The following is a 14,670-nucleotide window of genomic DNA, read 5'->3' as shown; positions in this document are numbered from 1 at the left end:
GAGAGCGCCGCAACCCGCTTAATCGGAATGGCAAGCCTTCCGATGCCTTGAAACCCGCCAGTTGCTGGAGCGCCGTGTCCCCTAGCCCTCAAGTGATCCGTCTGGAAGCGGAACGGACCGCCGAGATCGTGGCGCTCGCGGCCGGGCGTCTGCGCGCGGGAGAGCTGGTCGGAATTCCAACCGAGACGGTGTACGGGCTGGCGGCCGACGCGACCGACGGCGAGGCGGTCGCGCGCATCTTCGACGCGAAAGGACGCCCCCGTTTCAATCCGCTGATCTGCCATGTCGACGGCCCCGAAATGGCCGCCGATTATGGCGTCTTCGACGCCCGTGCCGAACGGCTGATCGACGCTTTCTGGCCGGGGCCGCTGACCCTCGTCGTGCCGCTCCGCCCCGGCGCCGCCGCGCATCCGCTGGTCACCGCCGGGCTCGACAGCATCGCGATCCGCTGGCCGCGCGGCATTGCGGGGGAGATCGTCACCGCACTCGGCCGTCCGCTGGCCGCGCCCAGCGCCAACCGCTCCGGCCGCATCAGCGCGACGCGCGCCGGACATGTGGTTGACCAGCTCGGCGACCGCGTCTCGCTGGTGATCGATGCAGGCCCCTGCCCGGTCGGCGTGGAATCCACCATCGTCTCGCTGCTTGAGGACGCGCCGCGCCTGCTGCGGCCGGGCGGCGTCGCGGCGGAAGACATCGAGGCGCATCTCGGCCGGCCGCTCCTGCGCAAGGCGCCGGGCGCGACGATCCAGGCGCCGGGCATGCTGGCCAGCCATTATGCCCCGCGCGTTCCCGTCCGGCTGGAGGCGCGGAACGTGGAGCCCGGCGAGGCCCTGCTCGCGTTCGGCCCGGCTCCCCTCCCCGGTCAGGAGAAAGCCTCGGCGACGCTGAACCTCAGCGCGAGCGGCGACCTCGTGGAAGCGGCGGCCCGGCTCTTCGACGGGCTGGCGGAACTCGATTCCGTCGATCCGGTTGCTATCGCGGTCATGCCGATCCCGCAGCACGGGCTGGGCGAAGCCATCAATGACAGGCTGATGCGGGCCGCCGCACCGCGCCCGGAAAGGGAAATTTGATGGCAGACGCGCTTCGCACGAACCGGCCCGGAGTTCAGCCGTGACCCTGCTTCTGCATCATGCCGCCTTTCTGGAGCACCTGACCCCGGCCGGTCATCCCGAGCGGCCGGATCGCATGCGCGCGCTGCACGATGCGCTCGACCACGAGGATTTCTCCGGCCTCCTGCGGGAGGAAGCGCCGGAAGCCGACCTTGCGGTCGCCGAATTCGTCCACGCAGCAGATTACGTCGCCCGCATTCGCGACCGCATCCCCGACAGCGGGCTGGTGGCGCTCTCAGCCGACACGAACCTTTCGCCGGGAACGCTGGAAGCGCTGCTGCGCGGCATGGGCGCGGCGCTTCGCGCGGTGGACGCCGTCGCGAAGCGGGAGGTGGCGAATGCCTTCGTCGCGAGCCGGCCGCCGGGTCACCATGCCGAGGTCTCGGAAGCTATGGGCTTCTGCCTCTTCAACAATGCCGCCATCGCCGCCCGATATGCGCAGAAAACCTACGGCATCGAGCGCGTGGCCATCGTCGACTGGGACGTGCATCACGGCAACGGCACGCAGGACATCTTCTGGTCCGACGCGTCCGTGCTTTATGCCTCCACGCACGAAATGCCGCTTTTCCCCGGCACGGGGGCGCTGGGCGAGACGGGCATCGGCAACATCTTCAATGCGCCGCTGGTTGCCGGCGACGACGGCAGCCGCTTCCGCGAGGCCTTTCGCGAGCGCATCCTGCCGGCCGTGCGCAATTTCGGCCCCGATCTCGTCCTGATTTCTGCCGGTTTCGATGCGCACCATCGCGATCCACTCGCCAATCTCGAACTGGTCGAGGACGATTTCGCCTGGGCGACCGGCAAGCTCATGGATGAGGCCGACCGCTCGGCCGATGGCCGCCTCGTCTCGTTGCTGGAGGGAGGCTATGATCTGCAGGGTCTCGCCTCGTCCGCGGCGGCCCATATCCGCCAGCTCATGGCGGCATAGGAGAGAGTTTTGTCCGAAAACGCGACCGCCGAAGTGGCGACCCTGTCATTCGAGAACGCTCTCAAGGAGCTGGAATCCATCGTGACGCGGCTGGAGCGCGGCGACGTTCCGCTGGAAGAATCCATCGCGATCTACGAACGCGGCGAAGCGCTGAAACAGCGCTGCGATTCGCTGCTGAAGCAGGCGGAAGAGCGCGTGGAAAAGATCCGCACCGGTCCGAACGGCCGCGCGGTAGGCGCAGAGCCGTTCGACGCGGAGTAGACACCGACGGGGGCAAGCGAATGAGCGGGGAAGCCACAGACGACCCGATCGCCGGCAACGCCGCCTCCTGCGAGGCGGTGGAAACCGTGATCGTGCCCCGCACCAGCGAGATCGGCGGCTTCGAGGTCCGACGCGCTTTGCCCTCCGTCGGCAAGCGCATGGTCGGCCCGTTCGTGTTCTTCGACCAGATGGGGCCTTGCGAGTTCCTGCTGGGCGCGGGCCTCGATGTCAGCCCGCATCCCCATATCGGACTTGCCACCGTCACCTATCTCTTCGACGGCGAGATCCTGCACCGAGATTCCATCGGCACGGAGCAGGTGATCCGGCCGGGCGACGTGAACTGGATGACGGCCGGGCGCGGCGTCGCGCATTCGGAACGCACGCCGGAGGGCCTTCGCGCCGCGCCGGGCTCCGTCTTCGGCATCCAGACCTGGGTCGCCCTGCCGGAAGGCGCGGAGGAAAACGCCCCGGCCTTCAGCCATCACGGCGCCGGCGAGCTGCCGGTCATCAGCGACCGGGGGACCGAGGTTCGGCTGATCACGGGATCCCTGTATGGCGCGACCTCGCCGGTCCGCACCTATTCCGAAACGATCTATGCCGACGCCGCGCTTCGGGCCGGGCACAGCCTGCCGCTCGATCCGTCCTTCGAGGAACGCGCGATCTATGTGCTGTCCGGCGAGATAGAGATCGCCGGCGACCGGTTCGAGGCGCCCCGCCTGCTCGTGTTCCGGCCGGGCGACCGGATCACGATCCGGGCCGTCACGGATTCGCGCCTGCTGATCCTCGGCGGCGCCCCCCTGGAAAGCCGCCGCTACATCTGGTGGAACTTCGTTTCTTCCCGCCGCGAACGGATCGAGGACGCGCGCGAAGCCTGGAAGGCCGGCCGCTTCGATCTCGTGCAGGGCGAGGCGCCGGACGATTTCGTGCCCGCTCCCGAAGGTCCTGCCTTTCGCATCCCGGCCCGCGTGAACTATCCTTGAGGGACGCAAGCCATGAGGGGCGTGACCAAAAAGCACGCGGCGACGGGGGATCTGCCCATAAGCCGCCGCAACCTTTAGGCAGGAGAAGGATGTCGCCTGGAGAACCTGACATGCGCCTGCTACTGCCCGTCACCCTCGCCGTCGCCTTGACGATCACGGCCGCGGTGTCGCTCGTCCGCGGGGCCGTCACCTCAGCCGATCCGCTTCCGCGCGGCGAGGAAGACATTTCGTTCAACATGGCCGTGATGCGGCCCGCGCTCCCGGAAAGCGTCTGCCGGCTGGAGCGCGTGCGGATGGATGACAATGGCATGCTGCAGATCCGTGGGGGAATGCTGAAGATATGAACAGCTACCGAGCCGTTCGCGTCGGCCTGTGGGTGCTGATCGTCCTGACCGTGATCGCTTCCGCCGGCATGTTCATCGGCGGCTATATGGGCATGACCCGGCAGGGGCCGCCCCAGAACGACCAGGACGCGCAGGCAACGAAGATCCAGCCGTTTTCCAAGCCGTTCCAACTCGTCGACCAGGATGGCAAGCCGGTCGACCAGTCGATCCTGCAGGGCAAGCCGACCGCCCTCTTCTTCGGCTACACCCACTGCCCCGACGTCTGTCCCGCCACGCTGTCGGAGATGACGATCTGGGCCGACAAGCTCGGCACCGACGCCGACAAGCTGCAATTCGTCTTCGTCACCGTCGATCCAGAGCGCGACACGCCCGCCGTGCTGAAGGAGTACCTGACGGCGTTCGGCGGCAAGGTCACCGCGCTTTCCGGCGAGCCCGACAAGGTGCGAGCCATGCTCGACCAGTCCCGCGTTTATTACAAGAAAGTGCCGGACCAGAGCGGCGGCTACAGCATGGACCACACCGCCTCCGTGTTCCTGCTCGATGCCGAGGGCAGCCTCGTCGGCACGATCGTGCATGACGAGAAAGATGACACGGCGGTCGCCAAGCTGAAGCGGCTCGTGGCATAGACCTCCCTGCCGCGCTGCTCGCGGACGGGGATACCGATTGGAAAAGCTTAGACTGGACGAGGCATTGGTCGCCGGGGGACTGGCGCCCAGCCGCTCGCGGGCACGCGACATGATCCTGCGCGAGACGGTGCGGGTGGATGGCGCGACCGTTTCGCGTCCGAGCCAGCGCGTCGGCGCCGATGCGGCCCTCACGGTAGACGATCCCGGGCAGCATTATGTTTCGCGCGCCGCGCTGAAGCTCGTCGCCGGGCTCGATACTTTCGGCTTCTCGCCCGAGGGGCTTTCCATGCTCGACCTGGGAGCCTCCACCGGCGGCTTCACGCAGGTGCTGCTGGAGCGGGGCGCCCAGTCCGTGGTGGCCGTGGATGTGGGGCACGACCAGATGCATCCGCTGATCGCCGGCGATCCGAGGGTTCTCGTCAAGGACGGCATCAATGCCCGCGCCCTCGTAGCGGAGGATCTCGAAGATCATCCGGTGCAGGCGCTCGTGTCGGACGTCAGCTTCATTTCGCTGAAGCTCGTGCTGCCTCCGGCCCTGGCGATGGCCAAGCCCGGCGCCTGGGCCGTGCTACTCGTGAAGCCGCAGTTCGAGGTCGGTCGCGACGGCGTCGGCAAGGGTGGCATCGTCCGCGACCCCGCCGCCGGCGAAGCCGCTCTGGCGGAAATGGCGCGCTGGATCGGCGAAGAGCAGGGTTGGCGCGTCGTCGGCACCGCGCCCTCCCCGATCAGCGGCGGCGACGGAAACAACGAATACCTGCTTGGAGCGGTAAATGCCTGAGATCCTGACGGTCGAGACTATCGGCCACCGTGGCGACGGCATTGCGCAGGGCGCGCGTGGGCCGGTCTATGTGCCTTTCTCGCTGCCGGGCGAGCGTATCTCGGCGGAGGTGAAGGGCGACCGCGCCAGGATCCTCGATATCGTCGAGCCGAGCCCCGACCGCGTCGCCCCGATCTGCAAGCATTTCGGCATTTGCGGAAATTGCGCGCTGCAGATGATGCCGCTGGAGCAGACGCGCGACCTGAAGCGCAGCTTCGTGCAGGATTCGCTGGATCAGCAGAAGATCGAGGTCGAGGCGGCCCCCACGATCGGGGTGCGCGTCGACAGCCGCCGCCGCGTGGTGCTGACGGTCGCGCAGGTCGAGGGCAAGCTGGTGATGGGCTATCACCGTCGCCTCTCCAACGAGATCTTCAACGTCGAGGAGTGCCCGGTCGCGGTTCCCGCCATCCAGGCGAAGCTCGGGGATCTGCGCACGCTTGTCGGCAAGCTCGGGCTCGGGCGCAAACCGGCGCGGATCAACGTGCTGGCCACCGATAACGGCCTCGACGTTTCCGTGACCGAGGCTCCGAAGGTGCCGTCCAGGCTGGTGAGCACGCTGTTGCAGGCGACGCAGGCGGCGGACTTTGCCCGGCTCACGGTGAATGGCGAGATGATCGCCACCTTCGCCGAGCCGATGCTGATGATTGCCGGCACGCCGATGGTGACCCCGCCCGGCGCCTTTATCCAGGCCTCGGCGGAAGCCGAAGCGGTCATGATCGACCTGATGCTGCCGCACCTTGCCGGTTCCAAGCGGGTCGCGGATCTCTTTGCCGGGTTCGGCACCTTCTCGCTGGCGCTCGCCCGCACCGCCGCCGTTCGCGCGGTGGAAAGCAGCCCCGTGGCGCTCGCGGCCCTTGGCGACGCGATCCGCCGTGCCCAGGGGCTGAAGGCGATCGAGACGGAGCGGCGCGACCTCTTCGAATTTCCCGTGCAGGTGAAGGAGCTGAAGGGCTTCGACGGGGCCGTCTTCGACCCGCCGCGCGTCGGCGCCAGGGAGCAGGCGGCGGTGCTTGCCGGCTCCAAGCTGCCCCGCATCGCGGCGGTCTCCTGCAATCCCGCCTCCTTCGCCCGCGATGCACGCGTGCTGATCGACGGCGGCTACCGGCTGGAGCGCGTGGTGCCGATCGATCAGTTCGTCTATTCCGCCGAGACGGAGGTCATCGGCCTCTTCTTGCGGAATTGAAGCGCGCGACCGTTGCCGGCCTTGAAAGGCGCGGGTAGGGGACCAACGTAGATCCGATGGCCGATACGAATTTCGAGCGCTGGGCGACGCGCCTTTCCTTCGCCGCCCGACAGGGAAGCCGGGTCGCGTGGTATGCGGGACAGGGCGTCGCGATGCGGCGCATGGTCCGGCGGATCGACAAGGAGGCGCCGGACCAGCGGCCGAAGATCCGGCCGCCCACAACGCCCGTGCCCAACCTCCAGCGCCTGCTTCGCGACGTCGCGGCGCTGATGAAGCGCGACCTCGCCAATGTCGAGGCGGGGCTCTATCCCATGCCGCAGGACGAGGAAGGCGGCCTCGCCGGTCTTCTTGCCCGCAGCCGCGCCTTTTTCCGCGACGTGCCGGAAGTGGCGCGCCGACGCCGCACCGGGGCGCATCAGGAGGTGCACGAAGAGGCGCCGGGCAACCGGCCCCGCTATTATCTCCAGAACTTCCACTTCCAGAGCGGCGGCTGGATGACGGAGGAATCGGCGGAGATCTACGACACCCAGGTGGAGGTGCTGTTCAACGGCGCCGCCAACGCCATGCGCCGGCAGGCGCTGGTGCCGCTGGCGGAAGCCATTCGGGGCCGCGACCAGCGGAAAATGGCCTTTGCCGACATCGCCTGCGGCACGGGTTCGTTCATGGCGCAGGTGCGTCGCGCCTTTCCCCGCCTGCCCTCGCTGGCCATCGACTTGTCGGAGCCCTACGTGCAGGAAGCCGGGCGGCGGGTCGGCCGGGCGCCGCGCGCCCACGGCGTGGTCGCCAAGGCGGAGTCCCTGCCGCTTGCCGATGCCAGCCTCGACATGGCGAGTTGCATCTATCTCTTCCACGAGCTGCCGCCCAAGGTGCGGCGCGAGGTGGCCCGCGAGATCGGCCGCGTCATCCGGCCGGGCGGTCTCTTCGTCTTCGTGGAATCGCTGCAGACCGGCGACAATCCCGCTTATGACGGGCTGCTGGAGCTCTTCCCCCAGCTGTTCCACGAGCCCTATTACACGAGCTATCTCGGCGAAGATCTGGAAGCGATCTTCGGCGAGGCCGGTTTCACGCTGGAAAGCTCGACCAACGCCTTCTTCTCGAAAGTCGTGACGTTCCGTCGAGCGGGCTGAGTCCCACAGGCGCCCTCGGCCCGAGCCGAGGGCCTCGATCAGGCGAGCGCGTCGGCGCCGGTCTGGCCGCGATTGCGGAGGTAATGGTCGGCCAGCACGATGGCGAGCATGGCCTCGCCCACCGGCACGGCGCGAATGCCGACGCAGGGATCGTGGCGGCCCTTGGTCATGACGTCCACGTCGTCGCCGCTCCGGGTCACGCTGCGCATCGACGTCAGCATGGATGAGGTCGGCTTCACCGCGAAGCGCGCCACGACCGGCTGGCCGGTGGAGATGCCACCCAGCACGCCCCCGGCATGGTTGGAAAGGAAGAGCGGCTTGCCGTCATTGCCCATCCGCATCTCGTCGGCATTGTCCTCGCCGCGAATGCTCCCGGCCTCGAAACCGTTGCCGATCTCCACGCCCTTGACCGCGTTGATCGACATCATCGCGGCGGCGATGTCCGCGTCGAGCTTGCCGTAGATCGGCTCGCCGAGGCCCACCGGCACGCCTTCGGCGATCACCTCCACCACGGCTCCGACCGAAGAGCCCGCCTTGCGGATTCCGTCGAGGTAATCGGCCCAGCGCTCCGCCATGACCGCGTCCGGGCAGAAGAACGGATTGTTGCCCACTTCATCCCAGCTCCAGCGATTACGGTCGATCTCGTGCTCGCCGATGCGCACCAGTGCGCCCCGGACCGTGACGCCCTTCAGGATCTTGCGGGCGATCGCACCGGCCGCTACGCGCATCGCCGTTTCGCGCGCCGAGGAACGCCCGCCGCCGCGATAGTCCCGCACCCCGTATTTGGCGTCGTAGGTGTAGTCCGCGTGTCCCGGCCGGTAGCGCTCGCGAATGTCGGAGTAGTCCTTGGAGCGCTGATCGACATTCTCGATAAGCAGCGAGATGGAGGTGCCGGTCGTCACCGGGCCGCCGGTCTTGTCATCCTCGAAGACGCCGGACAGGATGCGGACCTGGTCCGGCTCCTGCCGCTGCGTGGTGAAGCGCGACTGGCCGGGACGGCGGCGGTCGAGCTCCACCTGGATTTCCGCTTCCGTCAGCGAAATTCCGGGCGGGCAGCCATCGACCACGCAGCCGATCGAAGGCCCGTGGCTTTCGCCCCAGGTGGTGACGCGGAAGAGATGGCCGAAGCTGTTGTGAGACATGGAGACCGCCGGAAAACTGCCGTCTTCTAGGCAGCCATTCCGGCGCGGTCAAACCTAGATCGTAGCGACCTGCCGCGCGGTGAAGACAAGGATGCGGTCCTGCGGCGCGTAAAGGAAGGGCACGGCATCCGTCGACATGCCGCCGATCAGGTGCAGCAGCACGCGCATGATGCCGCCATGGGCAGCCACGATCGTCGGGCCGTGGAGCTCGGAAAGCCACGCGGCGACGCGGTCGGAGAGCATGGAATAGCTTTCGCCCCCGGGATGCTGGAAGAGCCACTTCTCCTGGTCGCGGCGCTTCATCCGCTCCGGCTCATGCTCGAAGAGATGGGGAAGCGTCATGCCTTCCCACTCGCCATAGGTGATCTCGCGCAGGCGATCGTCGGTGCGGAACGCCTGGTCCGGCCGTCCGGCTTCGCGAAGCGCGATCCGCATGGTCTCCGACGCCCGGTCCAGCGGCGAGGCCCAGAAATCCCAGTCCCGCTGGCCGATGAGCGAGGCCAGAGCGCGGCCGTTCCGCGCCGCCTGCCGCCGGCCCATGGCGTTCAGCGGAATGTCGCGATGGCCCTGCAGCTTGCCGCCCCGGTTCCATTCGGTCTCGCCATGGCGAACAAAGATCAGCGGCAGGTGCTTCAAGGGAGGTCTCCGGCAATCGTTCTGTTGGAAAATCAGGCTTCGTCGAGGGCGAGGGAAAACACCGTGCCTTCGAAGGCGGAGGCGCCGCGCCCGATGCTTTCGATGGCGGCGATCATCCGGCCGTCGCGGCCGAGCAACCGGTCGGCATGGGCCACCAGCAGGGCGTTGGGTGTCGCCTGCGGCGAGCGCTGGCGCAGCCGCGCCGCGACCACCCGCTCGTCGAGATCCGGCCGGAGCGCGCAATAGGCGATATAGGCGCTGGCGGTAGACCTGCTGATGCCCGCCCAGCAATGAATCACGACCGGCGCCTTGCGGTCCCAGCGTTCGATGAAGTCCAGGAGCTCCCGCACATGCTCTTCCGCCGGCAGGATCATGCCGTCCATCGCTTCCACGATGTCGTTGAAGCCAAGCAGGAGATGATTCTCCTTCGGCACCGCGCGCGGCACGTCCTTCAGGGTTTCCCGGTTGATCAGCGTCACGATGTGACTGGCGCCGGTCTCCTTCACGAGATCGGCGACGCGGCCGAGCGGGCAGACATAGATGGCGCTCATCGGAAACTCCTCGCGTCCCGCCGGATCGGTCATGGCTCTGCGGCAACCAGCGCGGCGAACCGGTCCAGATAGAGCGATTCGGCGGATTTCGCAGGCCAGGGATCCAGAAGATCGCCGATTTCCGCCTCCCCCACCCCATCCGGATTGCCGAAGAGGCGAACGGCCTCCGTGCTGGCGAAGCCGGCGAGCCGCACCGCTTCCCAATAAGCGGAAATCCGGTCGGCCTTCTTGATCCGCCTGGTCAGCTCCGCCGAAATCTGCGTCGGCAGGCCGTAGCGGATATGAATCGCGGCCAGCAGCCGCCGCTCCACCGCCTTGTAGTCCTCGCCCAGCACCGCCTTGAAGGGCGAGATCATGTCGCCGATGACGTATTCCGGCGCGTCATGCAGCATGGCGGCGAGCTTCGCCATCCGGCTCGCGGTGGGATCGCGGAGCGACAGGATGCGCTCCACCACCAGCGAATGCTGCGCGACGGAGAAGGCGTGGTCGCCCGAGGTCTGCCCGTTCCAGCGGGCGACGCGGGCAAGACCGTGCGCGATATCGGCGATCTCGATGTCGAAGGGCGAGGGATCGAGAAGATCCAGCCGCCGGCCGGAAAGCATGCGCTGCCAGGCGCGCGGCGGCGCGCCGCGACGGTCCGACATCTCAGCTTTCCGAAGCGTCGGACGGCGGAAACACGTAGGTCGCCCATGGCGGCAGCGCGACGGTGACCTCTTCCGGGCCGATGCGGACGGGAAGCCCCGCCTCCAGCGCGTCGCGAAGCCGGTCGAGGCGCACGAGGCCGATCCCCTTGCCCTCGCTGGACGAACCCAGCCGGCCAAGCGGCCGCTCGCCGGCGACGATCTCCGCCCCGGCTTCGGGCAATGGCCAGTTGGCATGGATGCTGACGATGCGGCGGCGCGCCGTTCCGCGATGGCGCATGCGGCTCACGACTTCCTGGCCGATATAGCAGCCCTTGTCGAAGGCCACGCCATCCAGCGAATCCATCGCCGCGTCGTGGGGGAAGGTGTCGCCGAACTCGAAATCCAGGCCGCCTTCGGGAATGGTCAGCGCGACGCGGTGCTCATGATAGTCGTCGGCGCCGGCGTTGGCCTCGACCGAGCCCACAGGCGCGATCCAGCGAGCGCCCAGCGCTTCCAGCCGGGGATCGGCCGGCCGCCCGGCCTCATCCCCGTCCCAGGCGGTGAAGACGGCCAGATCGGGCGCGGCGGCGATTTCCACCTTGGCGCGGAGCCGATACATGCCGAGCCGCTTCGCCAGCGCTTCCGCCACGTCCGCCCGGCAGTCCAGCGCATAGCCCCTCTGGTGCTTGTGGGCGACGAAGTCGAACAGGATCTTGCCCTGCGGCGAGAGCAGCGCGCCATAGGCGGCGCCGCGCTGATCCGCATCGTCCATGTCCTGCGTCAGGATGTTCTGGAGAAAGGCGTGGGCATCCTCTCCGCTGATGAGGATCACGGCACGATCGTCGAGTTGGGCCACGGGCATGAGTGGAATCTCTCGGTCTGAAACGGAGGCATGGGCCACACGGAACCGTGCGGATGCCCCTGAGATGTGATTACGCGATCTTAAGTCCAAAGGTCTATGCACGGGTGAGCGGAATGACCGCGCGGAGTTCCTGTTGAGCGCTTCCCCCGGTCATCCCGCCGGACACCGACCCAGCCGGCTGCGACGCGGTTTCGCGCAGGCCCGGGCCTTCCTGTCGCAGACGGACGAGCGCGCGGTGGCGCGTCGATCCTCCGCGCTCGCCTTCGGCATCCGCCTGAGCAACGCCGCGCTCGCCTATATCGCCCAGCTCGTGCTCGCCCGGCTGATGGGCAGCTACGAATATGGCATCTTCGCCTATATCTGGGCCTGGTTCCTGGTCTTCGCGTCGCTCTCCACGCTTGGCTTCTCCGATTCGCCGGTGCGCTACATCCCGCAAATGCGCGAGCACGGCGAGATGAACCATCTGCGCGGCTTCCTGCGTGCGGGACCGCTGATCGTGCTGGCGGCTTCGATCGGTTCGGCGGCGCTGATCGAGATCGGGCTCCTGGTCGGTCATCCCTGGATCGACGGGGTTTATTTCGCGCCCATGACCATCATGGCGCTGGCCCTCCCCTTCGGCTGTTTGCAGGGCTTCTTCGAGGGTGTCGGACGCAGCTATTTCTGGACCGTTCCGGCGCTCTTCCCGACCTATATCCTGCGCCACCTGCTGCTCATGCTGGGCATGATCGCCGTGGTCTGGACCGGCTTCGCGCCGACGTCCGTGAACGCGCTCTTCTGCCTGCTCGGCACACTGGTGATCTCCTCGGTCTACCAGACCTTCGCGATCACCGGCCGGGTGAGGCGGACGGTGCCCGTGGGCCCCCGCGAGTTCCGGGTCCGCTCCTGGATCGGCGGCTCCATCCCCTTCTCGGTGATGTACGGAGCCTCGCAGCTCTTCACCTTTTCCGACGTGATCGTGCTGTCCTTCTTCGTCAGCCCGGCGGAGATCGCGGTCTATTTCGCGGCGACCCGCATCATGCAGGTGACGCAGCTCATCCCCTATGCCGCGACGATCGGCACGGCCCACGTCTTTTCCGCCCTGCATGCGCGCGGCGACCGGGAGGGCCTGCAACGCATCGTGCGCGAGGTGAGCTTCTTCACCTTCGCGCTGGCCTTCGTGGTGACCGGCATCCTGGCGCTGGGCGGCCACTGGCTGCTCGCCATGTTCGGCCGGGAGTTCACGCCCGGCTATCCCGCGCTGGCGATCCTGGCGCTCGGCATGATCGCCCGCGTGGCGGCGGGGCCGGCCGAGGATCTCCTCAACATGACCGGACACGGCCGCTTTTCCGCCTGGACGGCGGTGGGCGCGGTGGTGCTGAACCTCGCGCTGAACTTCGCCCTCGTCATCCCTTTCGGCATCGAAGGCTCGGCGCTCGCGACGTCGCTGGCTATCGCCATCCGCGCGGTGTGGCTGACCTTCGCGGTGCGCCGGCTGGTCGGGGTCGAAACGTCGATCTTTTCCTCCCGCCCTTCCCTTTCCGCGCTCCGCCGCCGCTTCGCCAAGCCATCGGGCGACGGCTTCGCGGAAGAACGGCCGGCTGATTAGGACCGTCCGTCGGGAGGCGGGCGAAGCCGCTCCTCAGTCGCCGGCGAGAAAGAAGCGCCACGTCCCGTCGGGGCTGATGCCGACGCGAAAGAAGGTGTAGTTGCCGTAGGACTTCATCTCGTCATAGTCGGACGAGGTCAGGATGGTGAAGAGCTCCACCATCTGCGGCGGCGTCAGCTTGTCCAGCGGATAGTGCGAGAAGTACGGCCAGACGAACACATCCTGCGGCAGGCCGGCATCCACATGGACGAAGCCGCTGCGCAGGATGCCCAGCATGATCGCCAGGATCTCGCGGCCCTGCGGATCGCCCGACAGGCTCTTGAGGTACTCGATGGGATCGCCCACCTCGTCGAAGGACACGGCCGGCGGCTCCGACTGCTTCTGCATCAGCGGACGCAGCTTCTCGATATCGCCAGACTGCGCGGCCTCCACGAGTTCCTGCCACGTCTTGCGCACGGGATCGGGCATGTCGGTCTGCGCGCGCAGGATCGGCGGCGGGGCGGCCTTGCCGGCGTCCGTTCCATCGGCCTGGTCGGGCGTGGTCGCGGAAGGAGCGGCCGGAGCGACGGGTGGCGTGGCCGCAGCCTTGCCCGAGCCGTCAGGCGTGGCGGCATTGCCGGATGACAGAGCGGGAGCCGGCTGCGTCGGCGTCGGCTTGGCCGGCGGGGTCGCGCTGTCCTTGCCCTCGTCGGGGCCTTCGTCGCCGTTGTCGTCATCGGCCTGCGGATTGGCATTGCCGGAACCGGTCACGCTGTCGGCCGCCGGAGCGGTCTGCGCCAGAACGGTTCCCGCGACCGCGGCGGCGGAAGCCACACCGACCAGCGGGGAGGAACCGAGGAAAAGCAGGGCAAGCGCCGCGACAACCGGCTTGGACAACATCGGACTTCCTCGATCGCTGGAATAATTAAGCGCCGACCGGCTTCGGCCCCGCCCGGCCAAGATGCCGGCCTTCGATTGTGGCCTTCGGCTCCGGCCCTTCGATACTGGCCTACGAATCCGGGCCTTAGTTCAGGACCGTTGGGGTCGTGAACTCGCCGCAGGAGATCCGCTCCGGCAGGCGCGCGGCGAACTGCACCACGGCGGCCTCGCCGTACATGTCGATCAGATCGTTGAACGCGGCAAACAGCGCGACATGGGCCAAAAGCTCGGGATCGATGCCATCCTCGATGGCGTCGCGCCAGACTTCGGCGAAGCGGGCATAGACTTCCCGCTTCTGGGAGCCGAGCTCCTCTTCCTCGATGTGTTCGGCCTGTTCCGTCACGAATCGTTCCCGTGTTGCGCCCCGCGCCGGGGTTATCATGCGTGCCAGGGCACCTTACAGGATAATGAACCGATAGTTAATCGGCTTCCCGCGCTTCCTTGCGGTGACGCCGGCGCCTGTTGGGCTCCGACGGCTCTCTATTGGGCGTAGCGCGAGCGGAGCTCGGTGGAGAGTTTCTGCCCCTCCGCCAGGTAGAGTTCCATGGCCCGTTCGGCCGAAGGCGTACAGGTGCGATAGACGGCGTTGTAGGTCTCGAAGCCATAATTGAAGCTGGAGATCAGCCGCGCGCGCTCGGCCGCCTGTGGCTTCTCGCCATCCAGGAGCGCCTGCATCCGGTCGCGCCAGCTTACGGGTTCGTCGACCTTGCAGATGCCGCCGAGGAAGTGCAGCGCGCCCAGGATCTCGGAAAGGCGGAGCAGAGATTTCTCGTAGGCCGGCGGCGGCGGCTCCGCAGGGGGTGGGGGCGGCGGAGCGGGCGTGGCCGGAGCCGCCGGCTTTCCCGAACTTCCCTTGCCGCTGCCGGCCGCGATGGCCACCGCCGGAACTCCGACGGCAAGCCAGCCGGCCAGAAGAGAGGCCAGAATCTTGGTCGGGAGCCGGAGCGCGCTTGGCATGAGCATGGCGGATCTCTGCGCCGG

At 67.7% G+C, this 14,670-nt stretch carries 18 protein-coding genes; 10 read left to right on the top strand and 8 right to left on the bottom strand.

All coding sequences use genetic code 11. From position 1 onward, the window contains the following. The first annotated feature begins 74 nt into the window (after nt 1-74). From BMY25_RS01330 to BMY25_RS01290, 9 genes are all read left to right on the top strand, one after another. The gene (locus BMY25_RS01330; RefSeq protein WP_092494782.1) at nt 75-1,070 is read left to right on the top strand and encodes an L-threonylcarbamoyladenylate synthase; all 996 of its coding nucleotides are present in this window, start codon (nt 75-77) and stop codon (nt 1,068-1,070) included. Between the two features lie 40 nt (nt 1,071-1,110). After that, complete coding sequence (locus BMY25_RS01325) at nt 1,111-2,034, top strand: histone deacetylase family protein (RefSeq protein ID WP_238858080.1); 924 nt, start codon at nt 1,111-1,113, stop codon at nt 2,032-2,034. A gap of 9 nt (nt 2,035-2,043) precedes the next feature. After that, entirely contained in the window at nt 2,044-2,295 is a 252-nt protein-coding gene (locus BMY25_RS01320) for an exodeoxyribonuclease VII small subunit (protein ID WP_092494781.1), read from the top strand. A 20-nt stretch (nt 2,296-2,315) separates the two neighbouring features. After that, nucleotides 2,316-3,275, top strand: a complete 960-nt coding sequence (locus BMY25_RS01315) for a pirin family protein (RefSeq protein ID WP_092494780.1) — start codon at nt 2,316-2,318, stop codon at nt 3,273-3,275. A 110-nt stretch (nt 3,276-3,385) separates the two neighbouring features. After that, nucleotides 3,386-3,619, top strand: coding sequence for a hypothetical protein (locus BMY25_RS01310; protein WP_092494779.1), 234 nt, complete (start codon nt 3,386-3,388; stop codon nt 3,617-3,619). Next, nucleotides 3,616-4,245: an SCO family protein gene (locus tag BMY25_RS01305; protein ID WP_092494778.1), complete on the top strand. Its 630-nt coding sequence runs from the start codon at nt 3,616-3,618 to the stop codon at nt 4,243-4,245. The genes BMY25_RS01310 and BMY25_RS01305 overlap by 4 nt, the downstream gene beginning before the upstream one ends. 37 nt (nt 4,246-4,282) lie before the next feature. Further along, nucleotides 4,283-5,023: a TlyA family RNA methyltransferase gene (locus tag BMY25_RS01300; RefSeq protein ID WP_238858079.1), complete on the top strand. Its 741-nt coding sequence runs from the start codon at nt 4,283-4,285 to the stop codon at nt 5,021-5,023. Then, nucleotides 5,016-6,245, top strand: a complete 1,230-nt coding sequence (locus BMY25_RS01295) for a class I SAM-dependent RNA methyltransferase (RefSeq protein WP_092494777.1) — start codon at nt 5,016-5,018, stop codon at nt 6,243-6,245. The genes BMY25_RS01300 and BMY25_RS01295 overlap by 8 nt, the downstream gene beginning before the upstream one ends. Before the next feature lie 56 nt (nt 6,246-6,301). Beyond that, nucleotides 6,302-7,372: a class I SAM-dependent methyltransferase gene (locus BMY25_RS01290; RefSeq protein WP_092494776.1), complete on the top strand. Its 1,071-nt coding sequence runs from the start codon at nt 6,302-6,304 to the stop codon at nt 7,370-7,372. Between the two features lie 38 nt (nt 7,373-7,410). Here BMY25_RS01290 and aroC read toward each other — a convergent pair whose 3' ends face one another. The 5 genes from aroC to ygfZ are packed head-to-tail and all read right to left on the bottom strand — an operon-like array spanning nt 7,411 to nt 11,186. Continuing rightward, nucleotides 7,411-8,514 carry a chorismate synthase gene (gene aroC, locus BMY25_RS01285; RefSeq protein WP_092494775.1) on the bottom strand — a complete coding sequence of 368 codons (1,104 nt, stop codon included), beginning with the start codon at nt 8,512-8,514 and terminating at the stop codon, nt 7,411-7,413. 54 nt (nt 8,515-8,568) lie between these two features. Then, complete coding sequence (locus BMY25_RS01280) at nt 8,569-9,150, bottom strand: histidine phosphatase family protein (RefSeq protein WP_177176647.1); 582 nt, start codon at nt 9,148-9,150, stop codon at nt 8,569-8,571. Nucleotides 9,151-9,182: 32 nt separating this feature from the next. Continuing rightward, entirely contained in the window at nt 9,183-9,701 is a 519-nt protein-coding gene (locus tag BMY25_RS01275; protein WP_092495141.1) for a tyrosine phosphatase family protein, read from the bottom strand. A gap of 29 nt (nt 9,702-9,730) precedes the next feature. Then, entirely contained in the window at nt 9,731-10,345 is a 615-nt protein-coding gene (locus BMY25_RS01270; RefSeq protein WP_092494773.1) for a YfbR-like 5'-deoxynucleotidase, read from the bottom strand. A gap of 1 nt (nt 10,346) precedes the next feature. After that, nucleotides 10,347-11,186: a CAF17-like 4Fe-4S cluster assembly/insertion protein YgfZ gene (gene ygfZ, locus BMY25_RS01265; protein WP_092494772.1), complete on the bottom strand. Its 840-nt coding sequence runs from the start codon at nt 11,184-11,186 to the stop codon at nt 10,347-10,349. Between the two features lie 133 nt (nt 11,187-11,319). Here ygfZ and BMY25_RS01260 point away from each other — a divergent pair, with 133 nt between their 5' ends. Further along, a complete protein-coding gene (locus BMY25_RS01260; RefSeq protein WP_092494771.1) occupies nt 11,320-12,771 on the top strand; it encodes a flippase in 1,452 nt (483 codons plus the stop codon). A 33-nt stretch (nt 12,772-12,804) separates the two neighbouring features. Here BMY25_RS01260 and BMY25_RS01255 read toward each other — a convergent pair whose 3' ends face one another. The 3 genes from BMY25_RS01255 to BMY25_RS01245 form a co-directional block, all read right to left on the bottom strand. After that, entirely contained in the window at nt 12,805-13,650 is an 846-nt protein-coding gene (locus BMY25_RS01255) for a hypothetical protein (RefSeq protein ID WP_092494770.1), read from the bottom strand. Between the two features lie 124 nt (nt 13,651-13,774). Further along, complete coding sequence (locus BMY25_RS01250; protein ID WP_238858078.1) at nt 13,775-14,032, bottom strand: hypothetical protein; 258 nt, start codon at nt 14,030-14,032, stop codon at nt 13,775-13,777. Between the two features lie 137 nt (nt 14,033-14,169). Further along, nucleotides 14,170-14,652, bottom strand: coding sequence for a TIGR02301 family protein (locus BMY25_RS01245; RefSeq protein ID WP_177176646.1), 483 nt, complete (start codon nt 14,650-14,652; stop codon nt 14,170-14,172). Nucleotides 14,653-14,670: the final 18 nt, after the last annotated feature.

Origin of the sequence: Faunimonas pinastri (genome assembly GCF_900110915.1) — a bacterium.
GTDB classification, from domain to species: Bacteria; Pseudomonadota; Alphaproteobacteria; order Rhizobiales; family Afifellaceae; genus Faunimonas; species Faunimonas pinastri.
This window is presented reverse-complemented; position numbering and strand designations above follow the sequence as displayed.

What these genes read in the sequence shown, in the direction of transcription:
- BMY25_RS01315 (WP_092494780.1), top strand. Translation starts at nt 2,316, where the DNA reads ATGAGCGGGGAAGCCACAGACGACCCGATCGCCGGCAACGCCGCCTCC.
- BMY25_RS01310 (WP_092494779.1), top strand. Translation starts at nt 3,386, where the DNA reads ATGCGCCTGCTACTGCCCGTCACCCTCGCCGTCGCCTTGACGATCACG.
- BMY25_RS01305 (WP_092494778.1), top strand. Translation starts at nt 3,616, where the DNA reads ATGAACAGCTACCGAGCCGTTCGCGTCGGCCTGTGGGTGCTGATCGTC.
- BMY25_RS01295 (WP_092494777.1), top strand. Translation starts at nt 5,016, where the DNA reads ATGCCTGAGATCCTGACGGTCGAGACTATCGGCCACCGTGGCGACGGC.
- BMY25_RS01290 (WP_092494776.1), top strand. Translation starts at nt 6,302, where the DNA reads ATGGCCGATACGAATTTCGAGCGCTGGGCGACGCGCCTTTCCTTCGCC.
- aroC (WP_092494775.1), bottom strand. Translation starts at nt 8,514, where the DNA reads ATGTCTCACAACAGCTTCGGCCATCTCTTCCGCGTCACCACCTGGGGC.
- BMY25_RS01275 (WP_092495141.1), bottom strand. Translation starts at nt 9,701, where the DNA reads ATGAGCGCCATCTATGTCTGCCCGCTCGGCCGCGTCGCCGATCTCGTG.
- BMY25_RS01270 (WP_092494773.1), bottom strand. Translation starts at nt 10,345, where the DNA reads ATGTCGGACCGTCGCGGCGCGCCGCCGCGCGCCTGGCAGCGCATGCTT.
- ygfZ (WP_092494772.1), bottom strand. Translation starts at nt 11,186, where the DNA reads ATGCCCGTGGCCCAACTCGACGATCGTGCCGTGATCCTCATCAGCGGA.
- BMY25_RS01255 (WP_092494770.1), bottom strand. Translation starts at nt 13,650, where the DNA reads ATGTTGTCCAAGCCGGTTGTCGCGGCGCTTGCCCTGCTTTTCCTCGGT.
- BMY25_RS01245 (WP_177176646.1), bottom strand. Translation starts at nt 14,652, where the DNA reads ATGCTCATGCCAAGCGCGCTCCGGCTCCCGACCAAGATTCTGGCCTCT.